General features: G+C 66.3%; 15 protein-coding genes. 5 read left to right on the plus strand and 10 right to left on the minus strand.

Annotated elements, in window-relative coordinates:
• Nucleotides 1-253: 253 nt before the first annotated feature.
• Genes SJY41_RS06375 through SJY41_RS06390 form a run of 4 tightly spaced genes read right to left on the minus strand, consistent with a single transcriptional unit; the run spans nucleotide 254 to nucleotide 5,477 of the window.
• Nucleotides 254-2,635, minus strand: coding sequence for a TonB-dependent receptor domain-containing protein (locus tag SJY41_RS06375; RefSeq protein WP_380780074.1), 2,382 nt, complete (start codon nucleotides 2,633-2,635; stop codon nucleotides 254-256).
• Nucleotides 2,622-3,590, minus strand: a complete 969-nt coding sequence (locus tag SJY41_RS06380) for a FecR family protein (protein WP_380780075.1) — start codon at nucleotides 3,588-3,590, stop codon at nucleotides 2,622-2,624. The genes SJY41_RS06375 and SJY41_RS06380 overlap by 14 nt, the downstream gene beginning before the upstream one ends.
• On the minus strand, nucleotides 3,580-4,134 hold the full coding sequence (locus tag SJY41_RS06385) for an RNA polymerase sigma factor (protein ID WP_380780077.1): 555 nt from the start codon (nucleotides 4,132-4,134) through the stop codon (nucleotides 3,580-3,582). The genes SJY41_RS06380 and SJY41_RS06385 overlap by 11 nt, the downstream gene beginning before the upstream one ends.
• Nucleotides 4,131-5,477, minus strand: a complete 1,347-nt coding sequence (locus tag SJY41_RS06390) for a lipopolysaccharide biosynthesis protein (RefSeq protein WP_380780079.1) — start codon at nucleotides 5,475-5,477, stop codon at nucleotides 4,131-4,133. Before SJY41_RS06390 ends, SJY41_RS06385 begins: the two co-directional genes overlap by 4 nt.
• 112 nt (nucleotides 5,478-5,589) lie before the next feature.
• Here SJY41_RS06390 and SJY41_RS06395 point away from each other — a divergent pair, with 112 nt between their 5' ends.
• Nucleotides 5,590-6,813: a hypothetical protein gene (locus tag SJY41_RS06395; protein ID WP_380780081.1), complete on the plus strand. Its 1,224-nt coding sequence runs from the start codon at nucleotides 5,590-5,592 to the stop codon at nucleotides 6,811-6,813.
• Between the two features lie 67 nt (nucleotides 6,814-6,880).
• Complete coding sequence (locus tag SJY41_RS06400) at nucleotides 6,881-7,807, plus strand: formyl transferase (RefSeq protein ID WP_380780083.1); 927 nt, start codon at nucleotides 6,881-6,883, stop codon at nucleotides 7,805-7,807.
• Here the strand turns inward: SJY41_RS06400 and SJY41_RS06405 are convergent.
• Genes SJY41_RS06405 through SJY41_RS06420 form a run of 4 tightly spaced genes read right to left on the minus strand, consistent with a single transcriptional unit; the run spans nucleotide 7,758 to nucleotide 10,808 of the window.
• Nucleotides 7,758-8,861: a glycosyltransferase gene (locus SJY41_RS06405; protein ID WP_380780085.1), complete on the minus strand. Its 1,104-nt coding sequence runs from the start codon at nucleotides 8,859-8,861 to the stop codon at nucleotides 7,758-7,760. The genes SJY41_RS06400 and SJY41_RS06405 overlap by 50 nt on opposite strands.
• Nucleotides 8,858-9,946, minus strand: a complete 1,089-nt coding sequence (locus SJY41_RS06410) for a glycosyltransferase (RefSeq protein ID WP_380780086.1) — start codon at nucleotides 9,944-9,946, stop codon at nucleotides 8,858-8,860. The genes SJY41_RS06405 and SJY41_RS06410 overlap by 4 nt, the downstream gene beginning before the upstream one ends.
• Before the next feature lie 26 nt (nucleotides 9,947-9,972).
• Entirely contained in the window at nucleotides 9,973-10,209 is a 237-nt protein-coding gene (locus SJY41_RS06415) for a hypothetical protein (RefSeq protein WP_380780088.1), read from the minus strand.
• A gap of 17 nt (nucleotides 10,210-10,226) precedes the next feature.
• Nucleotides 10,227-10,808: a TetR/AcrR family transcriptional regulator gene (locus SJY41_RS06420; RefSeq protein WP_380780090.1), complete on the minus strand. Its 582-nt coding sequence runs from the start codon at nucleotides 10,806-10,808 to the stop codon at nucleotides 10,227-10,229.
• Nucleotides 10,809-10,985: 177 nt separating this feature from the next.
• Here SJY41_RS06420 and SJY41_RS06425 point away from each other — a divergent pair, with 177 nt between their 5' ends.
• Entirely contained in the window at nucleotides 10,986-11,585 is a 600-nt protein-coding gene (locus tag SJY41_RS06425) for a DUF308 domain-containing protein (protein WP_380780091.1), read from the plus strand.
• Between the two features lie 171 nt (nucleotides 11,586-11,756).
• Entirely contained in the window at nucleotides 11,757-12,899 is a 1,143-nt protein-coding gene (locus SJY41_RS06430) for a DUF1176 domain-containing protein (protein WP_380780093.1), read from the plus strand.
• 54 nt (nucleotides 12,900-12,953) lie between these two features.
• Here SJY41_RS06430 and SJY41_RS06435 read toward each other — a convergent pair whose 3' ends face one another.
• Together SJY41_RS06435 and SJY41_RS06440 are read right to left on the minus strand one after the other, a co-directional pair.
• Nucleotides 12,954-13,766, minus strand: coding sequence for a hypothetical protein (locus SJY41_RS06435; protein WP_380780095.1), 813 nt, complete (start codon nucleotides 13,764-13,766; stop codon nucleotides 12,954-12,956).
• A gap of 251 nt (nucleotides 13,767-14,017) precedes the next feature.
• On the minus strand, nucleotides 14,018-15,208 hold the full coding sequence (locus SJY41_RS06440) for a DUF2252 family protein (protein ID WP_380780097.1): 1,191 nt from the start codon (nucleotides 15,206-15,208) through the stop codon (nucleotides 14,018-14,020).
• 475 nt (nucleotides 15,209-15,683) lie between these two features.
• Here SJY41_RS06440 and SJY41_RS06445 point away from each other — a divergent pair, with 475 nt between their 5' ends.
• Nucleotides 15,684-16,781 (plus strand): Acg family FMN-binding oxidoreductase, encoded by a 1,098-nt coding sequence (locus tag SJY41_RS06445; RefSeq protein ID WP_380780099.1) that lies wholly within the window; start codon nucleotides 15,684-15,686, stop codon nucleotides 16,779-16,781.
• Nucleotides 16,782-16,787: the final 6 nt, after the last annotated feature.

Genomic DNA, 16,787 nt, shown 5'->3' on the forward strand with positions numbered 1-16,787 from the left:
CTAGATCGGCGACCAACCCTGAGTAGGCTATGCCTTCAAAACCGACAGACCCAAGAACTTGCAAAACGACCATACCATTGACATCGTCGGCTTGGTTCGGCTGGCGACACGCACAGCTTACTTCTTGCTCCCGATTTCGACCGCTAGTTTACCGAACGATATCTTCTATTCGCAAAGACGTGTCCGGCGGCAGTCGATGACCACGGTGTGCCGGATGACGAGCGAGGCCGCTATGTCCGATCGAGTGAGCTGATCACCACGTGATCGCCCCGCCGATCCTCAGCGTACGTGGTCGCAACGGGGTATATTCGTTGCGTGCTGCGAGCGCGAAAGGGTTGCCTCCGGCGAAGCGATCGCCTTTGACGTCGAACACGTTCTCGATCGTGGCGGTCGCGCGCAAGCGTCCACGCGTCCATGTGCCGCCAAGGTGCGCGGTGCCGTATTCGCCCTGCGACACGTCCAGCGGCGCCTGCGTCCCGATCGTCGAGCGGCCGACGTAACGCCAGCCGGCGTCGATGCTCGCGCTGGCGTCGTCACCCATCGACCAATCGTAGCCGATACTGCCCGACACCGCGAACGGCGGGGTGTTCGGCAACCGCGTGCCGACCTGGCGACGCAGCGCAGGATCGGGATCGGTCACGCGCGTGCCGTTCAGGAACATCGCCGCGTCGACCCGCACGCCGACCAGCGGCACCCAGTCGATGCTCCCCTCAAGTCCGCGGATGTGGCTGTTGCCGAGGTTGGTGGTGAACGGAAATCCCGTCCGATCGACGAGATCCGCCTGGATGTGGCGCCAATCCGTGAGCGATGCGCCCAGCGATCCGGCGAGCCCGGTCGGTCCGCCGCGTTCCTTGCGGATGCCGATCTCGGCGACGTGAATCGTGTCGGGCACCAGGTCTGCGATCCGCCCGATACCCGGTGCGACGGTAATGCCGCCCGTCCGGAAGCCCGATTGATAGCGTGCATAGGCCGAGACCGCGGGCGTCAGCAGCCACGATGCGCCGAGCGTCGGATCCAACCGGGTCGCGCTGCGCCCGCGGATATAGGTCGTGGTGCGCAGGCTGGCGATCGGATCGCCGTCAGTACGCTGATGCGTCAGCCTGGCGCCCGCGGTGATCGTCAGTGCCGGCGTCAGTGCGACGCCGGCCTCGCCGAACACCGCCGCGTCGAGTGTCCGGTTGGTGACGCCGACGATATCGCGCAGGCGGTCGGGCGGGCCGTACATGCGCGCATAGGCGTCGCGCGCGTGGATCAGCGCGACCCCGACCAACCAGCCCGCCCCATTCGGCTTGGTCCGCGACAGGCGAGTCTCGTGGGAGAACAGCCGGCTGCGCTCGTCGGTGTCATAGGCAATCGGGGCGTTGGGTCGGTTGGGGCGGGTAGCATCGAACCGGCTGTCGGCATCGCGTCGGACGAGACCGGTCGCGGAGACGAGATGCAGGCCGTCTTCCCAGCGTCGATCGACCACGACGCGACCAAGAAGATATTGCTGTTCAAACGGCTGGGCGAGCAGCGACGCGCGCGACATCGGCGCCATGCCGCGCTCGGCATATTGGAGGTCGGGCGCCGATACGCGCTGCGCGACGAGCCCCGCATCGATCGTCCAGCCGCTTGCGGGAACCACGCGGACGTCGAAGCGCCCGCCGGTCGTCGTCACGCGGTTGATGTCGGTCAGGCCGCGCCGCACGTCGTCGATATAGCCGCCCTCGACGATGCGGTAACCGACCGCGCGCAGACCAATCGTGCCGCTCCGGATCGGCAGGTTGATCATACCGGCGATGTCGCCGCCGGGATCGCCCGATCTGGTCGCGCTGACGCCGCCGGAGACGTTGGCCGACACGCGCGTCAGGTCGACGGCATGCGGCACCAGCCGGACGATACCGCCGATCGCGCCCGCGCCGTACAGCGTGCCCTGGGGCCCCTCGAGCACCTCGACCTGATCCATGTCATACAGGTTCAGGCCGGGGTCGGGACCGTTATAGGCTACCGGGACTTCGCCGAAATAGACGTTGGCGGTCGACTGGGTCGGGCCGGTGAAGCTGCTGTCCGCGACGCCGCGGATGAACAGCTTGTTGCGGCCGGCGCCAAGCGCGGTGCCCTGCAGGATCGGCGTGGCGGCGATCGCGGCGTCGAGGCCGTTGCTCGCAGCATCGCCGAAGACCAGGGCTCCGCCCGGCCGGAGGATCGTCACGGCGCCGGGAAAGCGAAGTCGCGAGGTCGTACGCTTGGTCGCGGTAACGACGATGTCGAGTGATGTTTCGACGCCGGGTGCGATCGGCGCAGGTTTGGGCGCACGGCGAACGGCTGGCGGGGCGATCCGGCGACGGACGATCCGGTAGCTGCCGGCATCCAGTCGCTGTGTCGTGAAAGGCGTACCCACGAGCAGCCGGTCGAGTGCCGCCGCCGCCGTCAGGCGCCCCTGCACGCCCCTGACCATCATCCGCGCGAGGCCCGGTTCCGCGCTGCCAATGTCGACGCCCGCCTGTTCCGCCAGCACCGATATCGCGCGATCGAGCGGTCCCGCTGGCACGGCGATCGCGCGCCGCTCCGCCGCGTGGACGGGAGCGGGCAACGATAGGGTGAACAGCGATGCGGCCAGCAGCGGGACGGCGAAGCGGGCGTTACGGACCGGCATGCCCCCCAACCAGCCGCCAGCGTCCACCGACATGTTCCGCACGAGCGCCAATCAGTGCGGCGGCTCTCGGGATCAGGCGGTCGGCACCGCCTGTCATTCCGATCGACCCCGTGAACGGTGTTTCCGCGAGTCCGGGCGTGACGGTCACGACCGATCCGGTGCTGCGCTCCAGCGCCGCCGCGACGAGCCGTACCGGCGTCTGCTGGAATACGAGCCGTCCGCTGCGCCAACTGCCGACGTCGGCAACCGCGACTCCCGACATCCGCGGTGCCTCGCCATCGACGTGCGACAGCGCGGCGCCCGCCGTCAGCATGATCCGGTCATGCTCGGGCTGGAACATCACCGCGCCCTCGGCGACCTGCACGCCGAGATGCGGGCCGACCCGCGTTACGTTGAAAACCGTGCCGACGTCCTGCAACCGCATCGAGCCCGACTGGACCAGAAACGGATGCGCGGCATCATGCGTGACGCGGAAGATCGCCTCGCCGCGCTCCAGCGTGACCAGACGCGATGCGCTGTCGTCGATCGCGATACGCGTGCCGCCGTTCAGTTCGATCCGGCTGCCATCCGCCAGCACCACGGCACGGCGAACGCCCGCGGGAGTCTCGACGATACGGACGGCGGGATCGCTCTCCAAAGGCAGCATCACGCCGACGATGCCAGCCGCGGCGAGCCCGCCGAACGCGGCCAGCGCCCAACGCCGGCGCGGCGCTGCCCGATCGTCGTTTGCCGGCGTCAACGGAACTACCTCGGACCAGTCCGGCGGAGTCAGCGCCTCGTCGAGTTCGGCATCGGCGCAGGTCAGCGCATCATACGCGTCCGCATGCGCGGGGTCGGCCTCGAGCCAGAGCGTGAACGCCTGCCAGTCGGCTGCGCCGGCGCCGGGCAGACGGAGATGCCATGCGACCGCCTGCGCCGCCGCGCCATCCTCCTGCTCGTCCCACTCATCGACCATCGCGCTGGTCCTCCTCGATAGTGAGACGTCCTGCCTGTGCATCATCCGCACCAGATTTCGGGCGTTGCAAGTGAATTCGCAGGTACGCGCGGTGCAACAGCTTCTCCACACCACTGACGGTGATGTTCATCCGCTCTGCTATCACCTTCTGTGGCAGGTCCTCGAACCGGTACAGGCGGAATGCGGTGGCGACCCGCTCGGGCAGGTTGGCAAGCGTCCGCTCGACCCGCGCAAGCCGTTCGCGGGCGATCAGCGCGCGCTCGGCATCGGGTTGCTCGTCCGCACCCGCCTGCGTCTCCATCCAGCCGGTGTCTCGGTCGGCGCGACGGACCGCGCGGCGGCGGCGATCGACCGCGATGTTGTTCGCCATCCGGCAGATATAACCGACCGGTTCGGCAATCGGGCCGCCGGTGACCGTCTCCAGCTTCAGCCACAAATCCTGCAGCGCGTCCTCCGCCTCCTCGACGCTGCCGAGCCGCGCGACGAGCAGCCGCAGGACCATCGCCCGTTCGGCCAGGAAGACCGCCCTGAGCCCCCCGGTCATGCCGGCGTCCCGCGCGCGTCGAGGCGGAACATCGCTGCCAGCGCGACGATCGCAACGCCGTTCTGCAACAGTGCATGCCACCCTGCCCCATCGGTCCCGAACTCCCACAGCATCAGCGGCAGCAGCGGATACAGCGCGAGGCTGGTCACCAGCCCGATCGTCATCGATCGCCCCGGCAAACCAAGCGCAGTCAGCCCAGAGGCGAGCGGCGCGCTTGCCAGCCCCGCCGTGCGTGCACCGGCGATCAGGATCAACAACACCGTCCCGCCACCGAAGCTTGCGCCACCCAACAGCACGAGCAGCCGATCGCCGGCGAGCGCAAGGACGACGACGATCGGGATTGCGACCGCCAGCGCGATACCGGCGCTCCGCCAGACGGTATGGCGCAGCCCTGCCAGATCGCCGCGCGCGACCTGTGCCGCGAGCACCGCATAGCTTGCCTGGCTGAGCAGCACGGTCGGCTGCGCGAGCAGCGAGGTCGCCCGCTGAGTAAGCGCGAGCAGACCCGCCGCCGCCGGCCCGAGCAGCCAGCCGACGGTCAGCGGCGCGAGATTGGGCGCGAGTTCGCGCACGGTGATGTCGAAATTGGTGATCAGGATGAACCGCTTGAGCCCTTGGGTATCACGCGCCGCGCCGCGCCAAGGCCCGCGCAGCGGCTCGCCTGCCGCCAGCTTGCGCCACGCCACCAGGCCGAGGCCCCACATCGCGATCCCTTCCGCAACCGCGGCGACGAGCCAGACCGTGATGAACCCGATCAGCCCGCCGCCGGTGAACCAGACACCCAACGCGCCGATCAGCCGGATCAGCGGCGATACCGCCTGATGCAGTCCGATCAGGTCGAACCGTCCGGCGATCTGGAGTAGCCCCTGCGGAGTCGCGCGGACGGTGGCTATCACCGCAAGGCTGTACGGTATGGCGATGCGGATGGTGTCCGGCGACCAGCCGAGCCGCGGCCCGATCAACGGCACCAGCAGCGCTGCGACGATCACCGCGACCACGCCGCAGCCAAGCTCGATCGCCGCCAGGAACCGGACGATCCGTGCGAACCCTGCACGGTCGCCCGCTTCCAACGCGATCCCGCCATAGCGAACGACTCCGTGGAACCCCGAAAACGCGAATATGCTGCCGATCAGGACCGCATAGGCGTTGACCAGTACCAGCACGCCATAGTCCGCAGCGCCCAGTCGGTGAGTGACGAGCACGAGGTAGACGAGGCTCATGACGCCCGCCGCCGCCTTGCCGCCGAGCAGATGCCCGAGATTGGCCAGCACCAGCCACACGCCCGACCGCGCGGGGGCGGCGTGCCCTTCAGGGGACGGAAGACGGCGAGAGGGCGATCGCATCGCCGCTCCCATAAACACGCTCCTGGGGACCGACGACCACAAAGTTCCCACGCTCAGGGTCGATGACAAAATATTTAGTGAGGATCGCTGCGAGCGCCAACGTCTACCAGCCATGAAGATCGGTTTTCTGTTCAACCACGACCAGGTTCATCAGGTCGCGCACGCCCTCCCGACCGCGCTCGCGATGGCCGAAGGCTATCCGCACGCCGAGATCGTGGTGGCGACCACTAACGACAGGCTGACCGCCGAAGTCCGGCGGTTGTGCGATCGCCTGGGCGCGAGCGTCACGCTGATCCAGCTCGGGTTGCAGCGGCCATCGACGCGTGCGCTGGCTGGCGCGCTCGAATGGGCGCTGCCCGTGACCAAGATCGGCGTATACCGCGACAATCTCGATTTCTTCCGCTCGCTCGACGCGTTGGTCGTCGCGGAGAAGACCTCGCTGCTGCTGAAGACGCGTTACGGTCTCGACGATCTCAAGATCATCCACACGCGCCACGGTGCCGGTGACCGCGCAATCGGCTTCAACAAGCACAGCGCCACCTTCGATCACGTCCTCGTCTCGGGCAGTAAGATTCGCCAGCGCCTCCACCGCGAAGCGGGTGTTCCGTTCAACAAGATGAGCCTGATCGGCTATCCCAAGTTCGACCTGATGCCGACCCCCGCCCCGCGCCTGCCGTTCCAGGCCAACGGCAAGCCTACCGTGCTCTACAACCCGCATCCCTCGCCGCATCTGTCATCGTGGTACGAGCAGGGCCGTGCGGTGCTCGAACATTTCCTGCACGACGATCGGTACAACCTGATCTTCGCGCCGCACGTGATGCTGTTCCACCGCAAGTTCGTGGTGACGATCGACAAGTTCCGGATCGACCGGGCCGGCGTGATCGATCAGCGGTTCCTCGATGCGCCGAACATCCATGTCGATCTCGGCAGCGCTGCGTCGACCGACATGACCTACACCGCCGCGGCCGACATCTATCTCGGCGACGTCAGCAGCCAGGTGTATGAATTCCTCCACAACCCGCGTCCGTGCGTGTTCCTAGACGCACACGCGACCAAATGGGAGGGCGACACGAACTACGCGCACTGGCAGGCCGGCGAAGTCGTAACCGGTACCGAGCGTCTCGCCGATGCGCTGGACCGCGCCGTCGCGCACCACGACCGCTTTCGCCCGGTCCAGCGCGCATTGTTCCAGCGCAGCTTCGAACTGACCGCCGAGCGATCCGCGGTTCGCGCCGCTCGTGCGGTGATGAGCGTGCTCGGCGATACGACCCCGAGCGTGCTGCCGGAACGCGAACTGGAGACGATCACGGGAACGCAGGGGTTGCGCGTAGCCTGAACCGACGCGAGAAGGCCGGTCATTCAGGCGCCACCGTCCGGCGCCGCCCGAGGATCGACTGAACGCCGTGGCTCTACGCAAGGATATCTGGCGCCCCGCCATCGTGCTGGCGACCGCCGAGGCGATCGTCGCCAACGGCTCGATCGCGGGTTTTCCGATGATGTGGCTGCCGCCGATGAGCAGCTTCCAGTTCCTCGCGGATCCCTTCGGGCTGTGGCGTGACGGGCGGCTGTATGTGTTCGTCGAGACCTACGACTACCGTATCCGGATCGGCGCGATCGAGGTGCTGGTCTATGATGCCGAATTGCGCCTGATCGACCGCCAGCCGGTGCTGAACGAGCCCTGGCACCTGTCCTACCCGCTGGTGTTCGAAGCAGAGGGCGAGACGTGGATGCTGCCCGAGGCGCACCGCTCGAACCGGCTGACGTTGTACCGCGCGGTCGACTTCCCGACCCGGTGGGAGCCGGCGCACGTGATCGAGCTCGATCACGTCGCGGTCGATGCGACGCCGGTGTTCCATGCCGGCCTCTGGTGGCTGTTCTACACGTCGGCGGACCGCGAGCCCGACAAGATGAGCGCGCTGCACGTCGCCTGTGCCGATCGGCTGGCGGGACCCTGGACGCCGCACCCGGCCAACCCGGTACGCGTCGACCTCGCCAGCGCACGACCGGGGGGCATGCCACTGGTAGTCGATGGCCGGATCGTGCTGCCGGTACAGGACTGCAGCCGGACCTATGGTGGCGCGATCCGGCCGCTGACGATCACGACGCTGACGCCCGACCGGTTCGAAGCCGAAGCGGGCGACCCACTGGTCGCGCCTGCGTCGTGCGCGCCGTTCGTCGAGGGGTTCCACACGCTGTCCGCTGCCGGCCCGGTCACGCTGGTCGACATGAAGCGCACCGAATTGTCGCTGCATGGCCTGTCGATCGAAGCGGTGCGGGAACTCAGGAAGCTTGGCCGCGCCGCGCGAACGCGCGCATCCGCGCTAGGATAGCGAGCCCGGTCGCGGCGAACCGCTCCGGGCCGAACGTCGCTAGAACGCGCGCGCGTCCGGCCTGCCCCATCCCCGCCAGCCGCGCTGGGTCTGCCAGCAGCGCCGACAACGCCGCGGCGAGCGCGACCGGGTCGCCAGGCGGTACGGTCGCCCCGGTTTCGCCCTCGACGATGCTGCTCGGCAATTCACCGACCGCTGACGCCACCACCGGCAACCCTGCCTGCATCGCTTCATGCGCCGCGACGCATAGCCCCTCGGATCGCGACGGTTGTACGTAGAGATGGCAGCCGGCGACGAACGCCGCGGGGTCCGCGGCGTAACCGGCGAACCGCACCGTCGTGACGCCCAACGCCGCCGCCCGCGCCTGCAGCGCCGCACGCTCCGCACCGTCACCCGCGATCGCCATCTCGTACGGCGTGCTCGTAGCGACCAGCGCCAGTGCGTCGATCAGGACGTCATAGCCCTTCACGCGGTGAAGTCGGCCGAGGCTGCCGATCCGGACCGTGTCTCCCACCCGCCAGGGCACAGCCTGAAGCGCGTCGGGATCCGCACGAAAGATCGACCATTGAACGAGACGCTCGGGCGGTACCCCGAGCCGCTCCGCCGTCAGCCGCGTTACCGCCGTCGAATCCCCGACCCACAGCCGCGACAGGCGCTGCATCGCGCGCAGCAGGACGCGGTTGGCAGGCTTCAGAAATGCCGCATGTTGCCAACTGACCACCGGCCAACCACAACGCAGCCCGACGATCTGTCCGAGCAAAGTCGCGCGCGTCAGCGAGGTCCACACATGCGTCGGCGCCCAGTCGCGCAACGTCGCGTCGAGCCACCGTAGCGCCGCGCCGTGATCCGTCTCGCCACCGTCGCGTACGTGCACGTCGAACCCGGCCACGCGCATTGCCGCCTCGCCCCGCCGATCGCGTGCGGTGAGAGCAAACACCGCGATCTCTGCACCGCCACCGCGCAACACGCCCAGCACGGCCGGCACCGGGGACGCCGCCCCGCCGCCCTCGACCGAGTTGATCACATAGGCGATCCGCACCGGCCGACCGCTCACGCGCGCACCTCTGCAAACAGGTCGAGATACGCATCGGCGACATCACCGATCCGGTGATGCGCGACCAGCGCCGCCAGCTTCACAGGATCCGGCGGTGCCCGGTCGAGCATTGCGGCGATCGCTCGTGCCAGCGCCGCGCTATCGCCGAGCGGTACGACCATCCCGGCCCCCGGCGCCTCCAGCAACCGCGTCGCCGGCGTGCAGTCGGTCGCCACCACGGGTCGCCCCGCCGCCAGTGCCTCCACGACGACGGCAGGATACCCCTCGAAATCCGACGCCAGCACGAACACCCGCGCAGTATCGAGCGATGGCCGGATATCGGCGACGTACCCGGCAAGCTCGACGCGATCGGCGATCCCCAACGCCTCGCTCTGCCGGCGCAGCGTATCCGCTTCCGGGCCATCGCCAACGATCACGAGCCGCGCCATTGCTGCGGGCAGCATGGCAAACGCCTCGATCAACTGTGCAAAGCCTTTTTCAGGCACCAGCCGCCCCGCAGCCAGGACGACGGCAGGTTGAGTGCCGGGAACCGGGGTTGGCGGGGCCACGTCGTCGCCAAGTGCAGGCAGCGCGATAGTGGTCGCGACGGCGCGGCGTAAGATCCGGTTCGCCTGATCGCGCGCGACGTCCGATAGTGCGACGACCGCCTCCACCTTGCGCAACAGCCGTCGCATCCGCAGTTCGAACGCCCATTGCTGCACCCGCCCCCGCTGCGGCTTGTCCAGCGCCGCACTCACCTGTGCGACGACCGGGATACCGCGCCCGCTTAGCGCCGCGGCAACCGGCCAGTGATAATTGCCCGGCACGAACACGCCGTCGAACCGCCGCGCCGCAACGAACGCGCGTGCTGCCCGGGCGAGGCGTGCACGCGAACCACGCGATCGAGGGATCGGCGGATCGGCAATCACGACCTCGACGTCATCACCCGCCAGGACGCGTAGAGGACCGTCGTTGGATCCCGCAAACACGGTTACGTGCACCCCCTTTGCGGCCCAGACCGCGGCCAGACGGGTCGCGACGCGTTCGGTCCCACCCAGCGAAAAATCGTGGAGTACGATCAGGATCGAGGCAGGGAACTGGGACATTCGCGACCGACTAACCCGCCTTTTCGCTACACGCTAACCTTATCGATTTTTGCGCTGGCGCCGATAGAGGAGCTTCCGGCGATCAAGGCCGAAATCGCTACTTGGGACGCGCTCTCCCGCTCGATCAGCTTCACATCGTAGCTGCGACACCCGTTAAAGGCGTGCTGACCCGGCTCCCGCGGTACGACGCGATCGTGCTGGATCGCCGGGACGGACGCGAGCGGAAAGAGCATTGTCACCGCCCTGGCGACGATATCGGCCAAGCCGCGCGCCCGCGGGATCAGCGAGGCTTGCCCGTGGCCATCCGCGCCAGAAAGGCATCCACGATAAAGTTGAACTTGCGAGCGTCGCCGTAAGCGCGGGCCATTACCATCGCGCCGTACACCGCGGTCTGGAAGAACTGAGACGAGGTTCTGGGCTCGAGGTCCAACTGGATCGTACCCTGTTCGAGTCCCAGTTCCATGACACGTTCGATCCATCTGCCAAGGTCGTCGAAATGGCCGCGCACGGCGGTACCAACCCGCGGCGGTAGCCCGGGCAGTTCCGTCGCCAGCACGCCAGCGAGGCAGAAGGTGTTCGTCTCGTCCTCGATGCACCGTTTCCAGTAATTCACGTAAGCAAGCAGCTGCACCATGGCATCGGGAGAACCGACCTCGAGCGCACCAAGCTGGGCCTGAATAGCGGCACGCTGTTCCTCGACGACGGCCACGACCAGATCGACCTTCGACGGGAAATGATGGTGGATGCTCGGCTTGCTGATACTCAACCGCTTGGACAGATCCGCGTAGCTGAAGCCGTTGTAGCCAACGTTCGCGATCATCTGGCGTGCTTCGCCGATAAGCTTGCTCGCAGTCGTATTCATCGCCCACCTCTACCTTCTAGTAGGTTGATATAGCGTGCATAAGGTAGCGCGCAAGCGAGGCGAGAGCGGCACAGGTCTACCCGTCAGCACCGACCGGCGTGGCTACAAGCGAAAGCAACCGTTTGACTATAATTGACCTACCTACTAGTAGGTCAACAACTTGTTAGGAGATTCCACGTGGCTACTCAGACACTCGATCGCGCGCAGTCATTCTCGGCCCCGGTGGGCTCGGGATGGCTGAAACACTATTATTTCGCTCGGTTTGCCTTCTCGGCGCTCTGGGTTCTGCTCGCCATTTCGATCGCGAAAGATGCGCCTGTGCTCGCCGCGATCATGCTCGTCGGTTACCCCGCGTGGGACGCGATCGCGAACCTCGCCGATGCCACACTCAGTGGCGGACCTAAGCCCAAGCTCGCGCAGAGGCTGAACTTCGGTTTCAGTGCCCTCACCGCCATCGCGGTTGCCGTGGCACTCGGTACCAGCATGAACAGCGTGCTGATCGTGTTCGGCGTCTGGGCAGGCGTTTCCGGGGTACTGCAACTCGCCACTGCCGTCGGGCGCTGGAAGGCCAGTGGTGCCCAATGGGCGATGATCCTGAGTGGCGCGCAGTCGGCGCTGGCGAGCGTCTTCGTGATCAGGATGGCGCAAGGGCCAGCGCCGGTGAGCATCGCCAACATCGCACCCTATGCTGCTTTCGGTGCTTTCTATTTCGCCGTCTCGGCGATCTCCCTCGCCGTCGGCGATGCCCGCAAGGGCAAGGCACGCCGCACGCTCTGATCCGTCATCGTGCCTTCGAAGCGATCCTCGACCTGGGCGACGCGGTAATAGCAAGCTCGGGCGTGATGCGGCTAGGCGGAGGCGGGCCCTGGACGGGAACGCTGGCAGGCTCGACATTCTCGCTCGGGTGCGCGACGGGGCTGATCTGGTCTGGACGCTGGAGCGGCGCCGATGAAAAAAATTGCCCGACTGTCTTTTGCGCTTTCCCTTGCGATGGCGTTGCCAGTCGCGACCGTTGCTGGGGCGTCCGCACGCCCGGCCTTTCCGCCAGGCATCCAGCCGGTTTACCGGGAAATCGGAGACTGGCTGGTCGCCTGTGACAATACCCGCCAGTGCGTCGCCAAATACGTTCTCGACGATCGCGATGGCGATACCAGTCCGTATGACGAGGATGCCGGGATCGTGATTGCGCGCGCGGCAGGTCCGGCCGGAGAGCTGACTGTCGACGTCACGTCGGGTTCGACGTTCGACCCGAACACCATCCGGATCGACGATGCCATGCCGCTGCGTCGACCAAAATGGGCAAGGTCCGATCAGAACCGTGGTGCAAGTATCGATGGCGACGATGCGCTGTCGTTCGTGCGCGCAATACGCGACGCCAAGGCAGTATCGTGGTCGGGAAGCAGCCACGGCTCGCGCGTACCGCTGCGTGGTCTGGCCGCGGTCCTGATCGTGGTGGACGAGGCGCAAGGCCGCATCGGCAACGTGACCGCCTTAGGACGCCCCGGCCCCCGCTCCGCTACGACCACGTCCGGAGCCGTCCTGCCACCAATCGTGGCCCAGGGGCCGACGCCAGGCCCTCTGGCGAAACCCGCCGCGTTTGCCGCAAGCGTACGTCGACTGCAGGGCCGTGCATTGGCCGCACATGATTGCGACCGTGAGCCGGGCATAGGCGACAGTGCCGACCCGCTCGACGCGTCTCGGGCCATCGTGCTGCTCGCGTGCGGCCGTTTTGCGTACCAGACTTCGGTGCTTGCCTTCATCGTGGCGCGCGGGGACCCGGGCGACGCACGGTTGTTGATACTGCCGGATCCCCTGCCTTCTGCGCCGACAGACCAAGAGAGTCGCGGCGAATATGTCGAGGGCCGTTACGATCCCACAAGTCGCGTCTTCGGCCAATATGCAAAGGGTCGCGGCATGGCGGACTGCGGATCGGCGCAGGAATGGACCTATGACGGCACCGGTTTCCGTCTGTCGTCATACACCCTGCAGCAGCGGTGTGGCGGCGGCCCTGGCGATTGGCCGACACTGTTTCGCACGCGTGTAAAGCCTATGTCGGAGGACAAATCCGGCACGATGTCGTCGCCCAGATAACGTTCAAACCATCCGCCGGCGATCGGGGCTGCAGACTCGTGTTCCTGCCACTCGTCACGCCGGGCGCGCATCGGCGTTAGCGACGATCGTTCGCCGCCAGACCGGCGAAACCGGGACATCCCACCGCCGCCGGACCGTTTGCCAGCGGCCGTTCTTCTTCGTCTGAAGGGTAACCAAAAAGGGCGAAGTGGCGTGCAACGCCTGCAGGATCACGATGCGCCCCGTTCCGTAAACCAGCGCATCGAGTGCCGCCTCGAGTTGGGGCGGGAGACCCTGCTCTGGACCAAGAAGGTCGATAGAGTTCAGATCCCATCCAGCGCCCCAGCAATGGATCATGCCCTTCTCCAAGGCGAGTGACAGCTCGAACGAAAGGCCCGGTTGAACGCGAAACGTACAGGCCACCTCGAACGGCACGTCGCTGCGCCACGATGGATGGAGCGCATGCCTCAGGGCAAACGTCTCGAGCGAGGCACGTGTCGCGGGTTGATAGAGTGCCCAGGTCCGTCTGCCCTCCACGCATGCTCGCTGCGAGGCGGGGGCAGGCAGGATCGGCGACGATACCGGCCAGGCGATAATCTGTACCTTGCCCTGCGCGAACTCGTCGTCGTTGATGGTCCCGCGCGCGCGCATCCCCTCCAGACCATCGATGTCATCGGCGATCGAACGCATGGCAACGGGTGGCGGCGAAATGGGCTGCTTCGAGGGTTTCCCGTCTTTCCGGCGGGAAAGAAGCAAGATCAACGTCACGGCGACAGGACCCGTACACAGGCCAAGGCTCATCCAAAGCGCAGGCGAGCGGCCCTTGAGGGATGCGATCACGCCGCCAACACCTGCGCTGATCAGCATCGAAAAGACGAGCACGTTCACGCTGACCTGATCTCCTCGACAGTCGCAGACTGTTTTCGGCTCGCCGACTCAAGCCACTGGTTCACGCTCGATGCGAGGCTGATGCCGGACGCACTCCCTTTGCCCGACGGCACGGCTGCCCGAAAGGCATGACGTCTCGGGAAACCTGCGCCGTCATCACGCGTCAACAGTCTTGCGCCACGTGCAGCCGACGTTCCCCCTCACCGGCTTGAGCTAACGTGCGCTACGCCATGCGTCCACGTTCCGAGACTTCACGCGAGGGCATAGCGCCTGCAATGGTCGAGATATCCCGCCTCGTGACTGCCCGCCAGGGATACGATGCTTTCCCACAGCCATGTAGGCGCGTCGATGGCGTGACGGCGGTCGGCATCGAGAATCTCAGCCCATTCAAGCCGCGTCCTGTCGTCCATTTGGCGGGCGTGGGCCTTGCCTACGACAAAGGCCAGATAATGTGAGGCCGTGACCGCTTGGCCGTTGCTGAATTGATCGACCTCGAGCTTTAAATCCTGCGGCGACAACTCACGGATAAACAGCGAACGGCCGAACGCCCTGGTCGCGACCATGCGTTCGCCGAGATGCGGCGACAAGGCGCGCGCTGCGGCCACCACCCGTTCGGCCGGGTCGCTCGGCATCACCGCTCCTCGCGCCGCCGGGGCTATCGGATCGACGGCTTCCTTGAGGTCGAGCAACGCATAGTCCGATCGCCCTTTTGCGTTCTTCAGACCGACCAGCGCGGCAAAGCGCAGCAGGCCAAGCGAGCTGCATCCCTTCATCCAATAGGCGGCATCGACCATCCTCACGCTGCGGTTCCGGTCCTTGCGATCAAGCGACAGGATCAGGTTCGAGACGTCGGAGGCGCCGAGCATTTCGCCAAGGGTGGCGCGCTCATCGTCCTCCAAGGCCCAGAACTTGTCGCCGAGCGGAATGACAGGGTCGGGGCTGTCCAGACGCTCTTTGGCGAGATGCTTCCATTTGCGGCCGAGCGCGCGGCGTTTGACGCTGCGGACGACATTGGGTTCGGGGACGGCGTCTCCGCTGGTGGGATCCGCCATCGCCCTGGCATAACCATCCACCATTGCTTCCATCATACGCGCCGTCGTGACACCGGGCAGGTCCGAGCCTCGCGCCGCCGTCGCCAGCGACAGGCCGAGCCGGATGAGGTCGTGTGCCGGATTGCCGATCACCGCCTGGTCGAGATCGCGGATCTGTACCTCGATACGACCGTTGCCGTCATCGATCGGGCCCAGATTGCCGAGGTGACAATCGCCGCAGATCCAGATTGCCGGCCCGCGTGGAACGCGTTTTGCCGCAGATGACTCCTCCAGCCATTCGTAGAATTTGGCGGTGTTGCCGCGTACATAGGCATGCGTTGACCGAGCCATTTTCAAAGCGCGTTTGGATTGAAGCAGCGCATGACGTTCATCGCGGGTCGGGCTGGCCATGAATATCCTTGTAATGTTCCGAGCCAACAGCGTTCGGACACGTGCTCCGTTCCCGCGCGATGGCTCTGGATCAACACGATTGCCGGAAGAACAGATGTCCGCCGACCACGCGCCTTCGACTCAACCGTATCCGGGCATAGCCAAACGGCGTGACGAGCCTCACGATCTACTTGAAACCTAACGTCGCGATCAACCTGCCGGCCGACCCGATATAATCGGTCGAACCGGCGAATCGTCCTGAAACGCGCCGCTTCACCAACTGGCGACCAAATCCCCCGGTTCTTTCGAATCCCTGCGCAAATCGCGAACGCGGAAGTCAGGCCAAGTGCCACGATCGCGGTGTCGAACCGGGCCGCCGCGACAAGAACGCACGGCCGATCCGTCTAAGTATTTCACGTCGGTTCTCGGTCGCCATGGAAAGTAGCAGGCTGCCTCATCGGGAGCGTCGGTGCATCCGTGATATTGGGGACTGACGGTGAACCGACGACAAGTCCTGATTGGTGCGGGGGCGACCGCCCTGGTTGGCGGCGAGGCGACCTATCTTATGGATCGAGCCGCGAATGCCTCGTCGAACTACGCTGATCGCGCGACCGCCATGCGCGCGCCACTGGCTGATGCGCCGTCTGCGCATGATCTCATTCGTTATGCGACGCTCGCGCCGAACGGCCACAACACGCAACCGTGGCGCTTTCGTATCGGCGACCGGCAGATCGATATCATGCCCGACTTTTCGAGACGGACCGCGGTCGTCGATCCGGACGATCACCACCTGTTCGTCAGCCTCGGTGCGGCGGCGGAGACGCTGTCGCTGGCATCGGCGGCGCGCGGCATGCCCGGCACCGTCGCCTTCGATCCGCGGAACCCAGGCTCGGTCGCGGTCCGTTTCGAAAGGGCACGGCCGGCCCCTTCCCCGCTGTTCGACGCCATAACCAGGCGTCAATCGACCCGCGCCGCGTATGACGGTCGCGCTATTCCCACCAGAGACCTCGACACGCTGGTAAAGGCCGCGGCCGTCCCCGGTGTCGGTCTCGTCCTGCTCACCGATCGGCGGCGCATCGATCGCCTGAGCGACCTCGTCCTCGCCGGCAATACCTTGCAGAGGACCAACCCCGCCTTCGTCCGCGAGCTGAAATCATGGCTCCGGTTCAATCCGGAAGCGGCGCTGCGGACCGGCGACGGGCTCTATAGCGCCGCGAGCGGCAATCCCGCGCTACCGGACTGGCTCGGGCCTCATGCGTTCGACTGGATCTCGACGGCGCGATCGGAAAACCAGGCCTATGCCGCCCAGCTACGATCGTCGGCAGGTATAGCCGTATTTATCGGGGCGGGAGAAACCGCGGCGGACTGGGTTGCGGTAGGGCGTGCGTGCCAGCGTTTCGCGCTTGAGGCGACCGCGCTGGGATTGAAGCACGCCTTCATCAACCAGCCGGTCGAGGTCCCCACACTCCGCGCGGATCTGGCGGCGCTGGTCGGCACCTCAGGCAGGCGCCCGGATATCGTGATGCGGTTCGGCTATGGACCGGAGCTGCCTTGGTCGTTGCGGCGACCGGTAAATGCGGTGATCGTATCATGACGACAC

This window comes from Sphingomonas sp. R86520 (assembly GCF_042466285.1).
Classification (GTDB): Bacteria; Pseudomonadota; Alphaproteobacteria; order Sphingomonadales; family Sphingomonadaceae; genus Sphingomonas.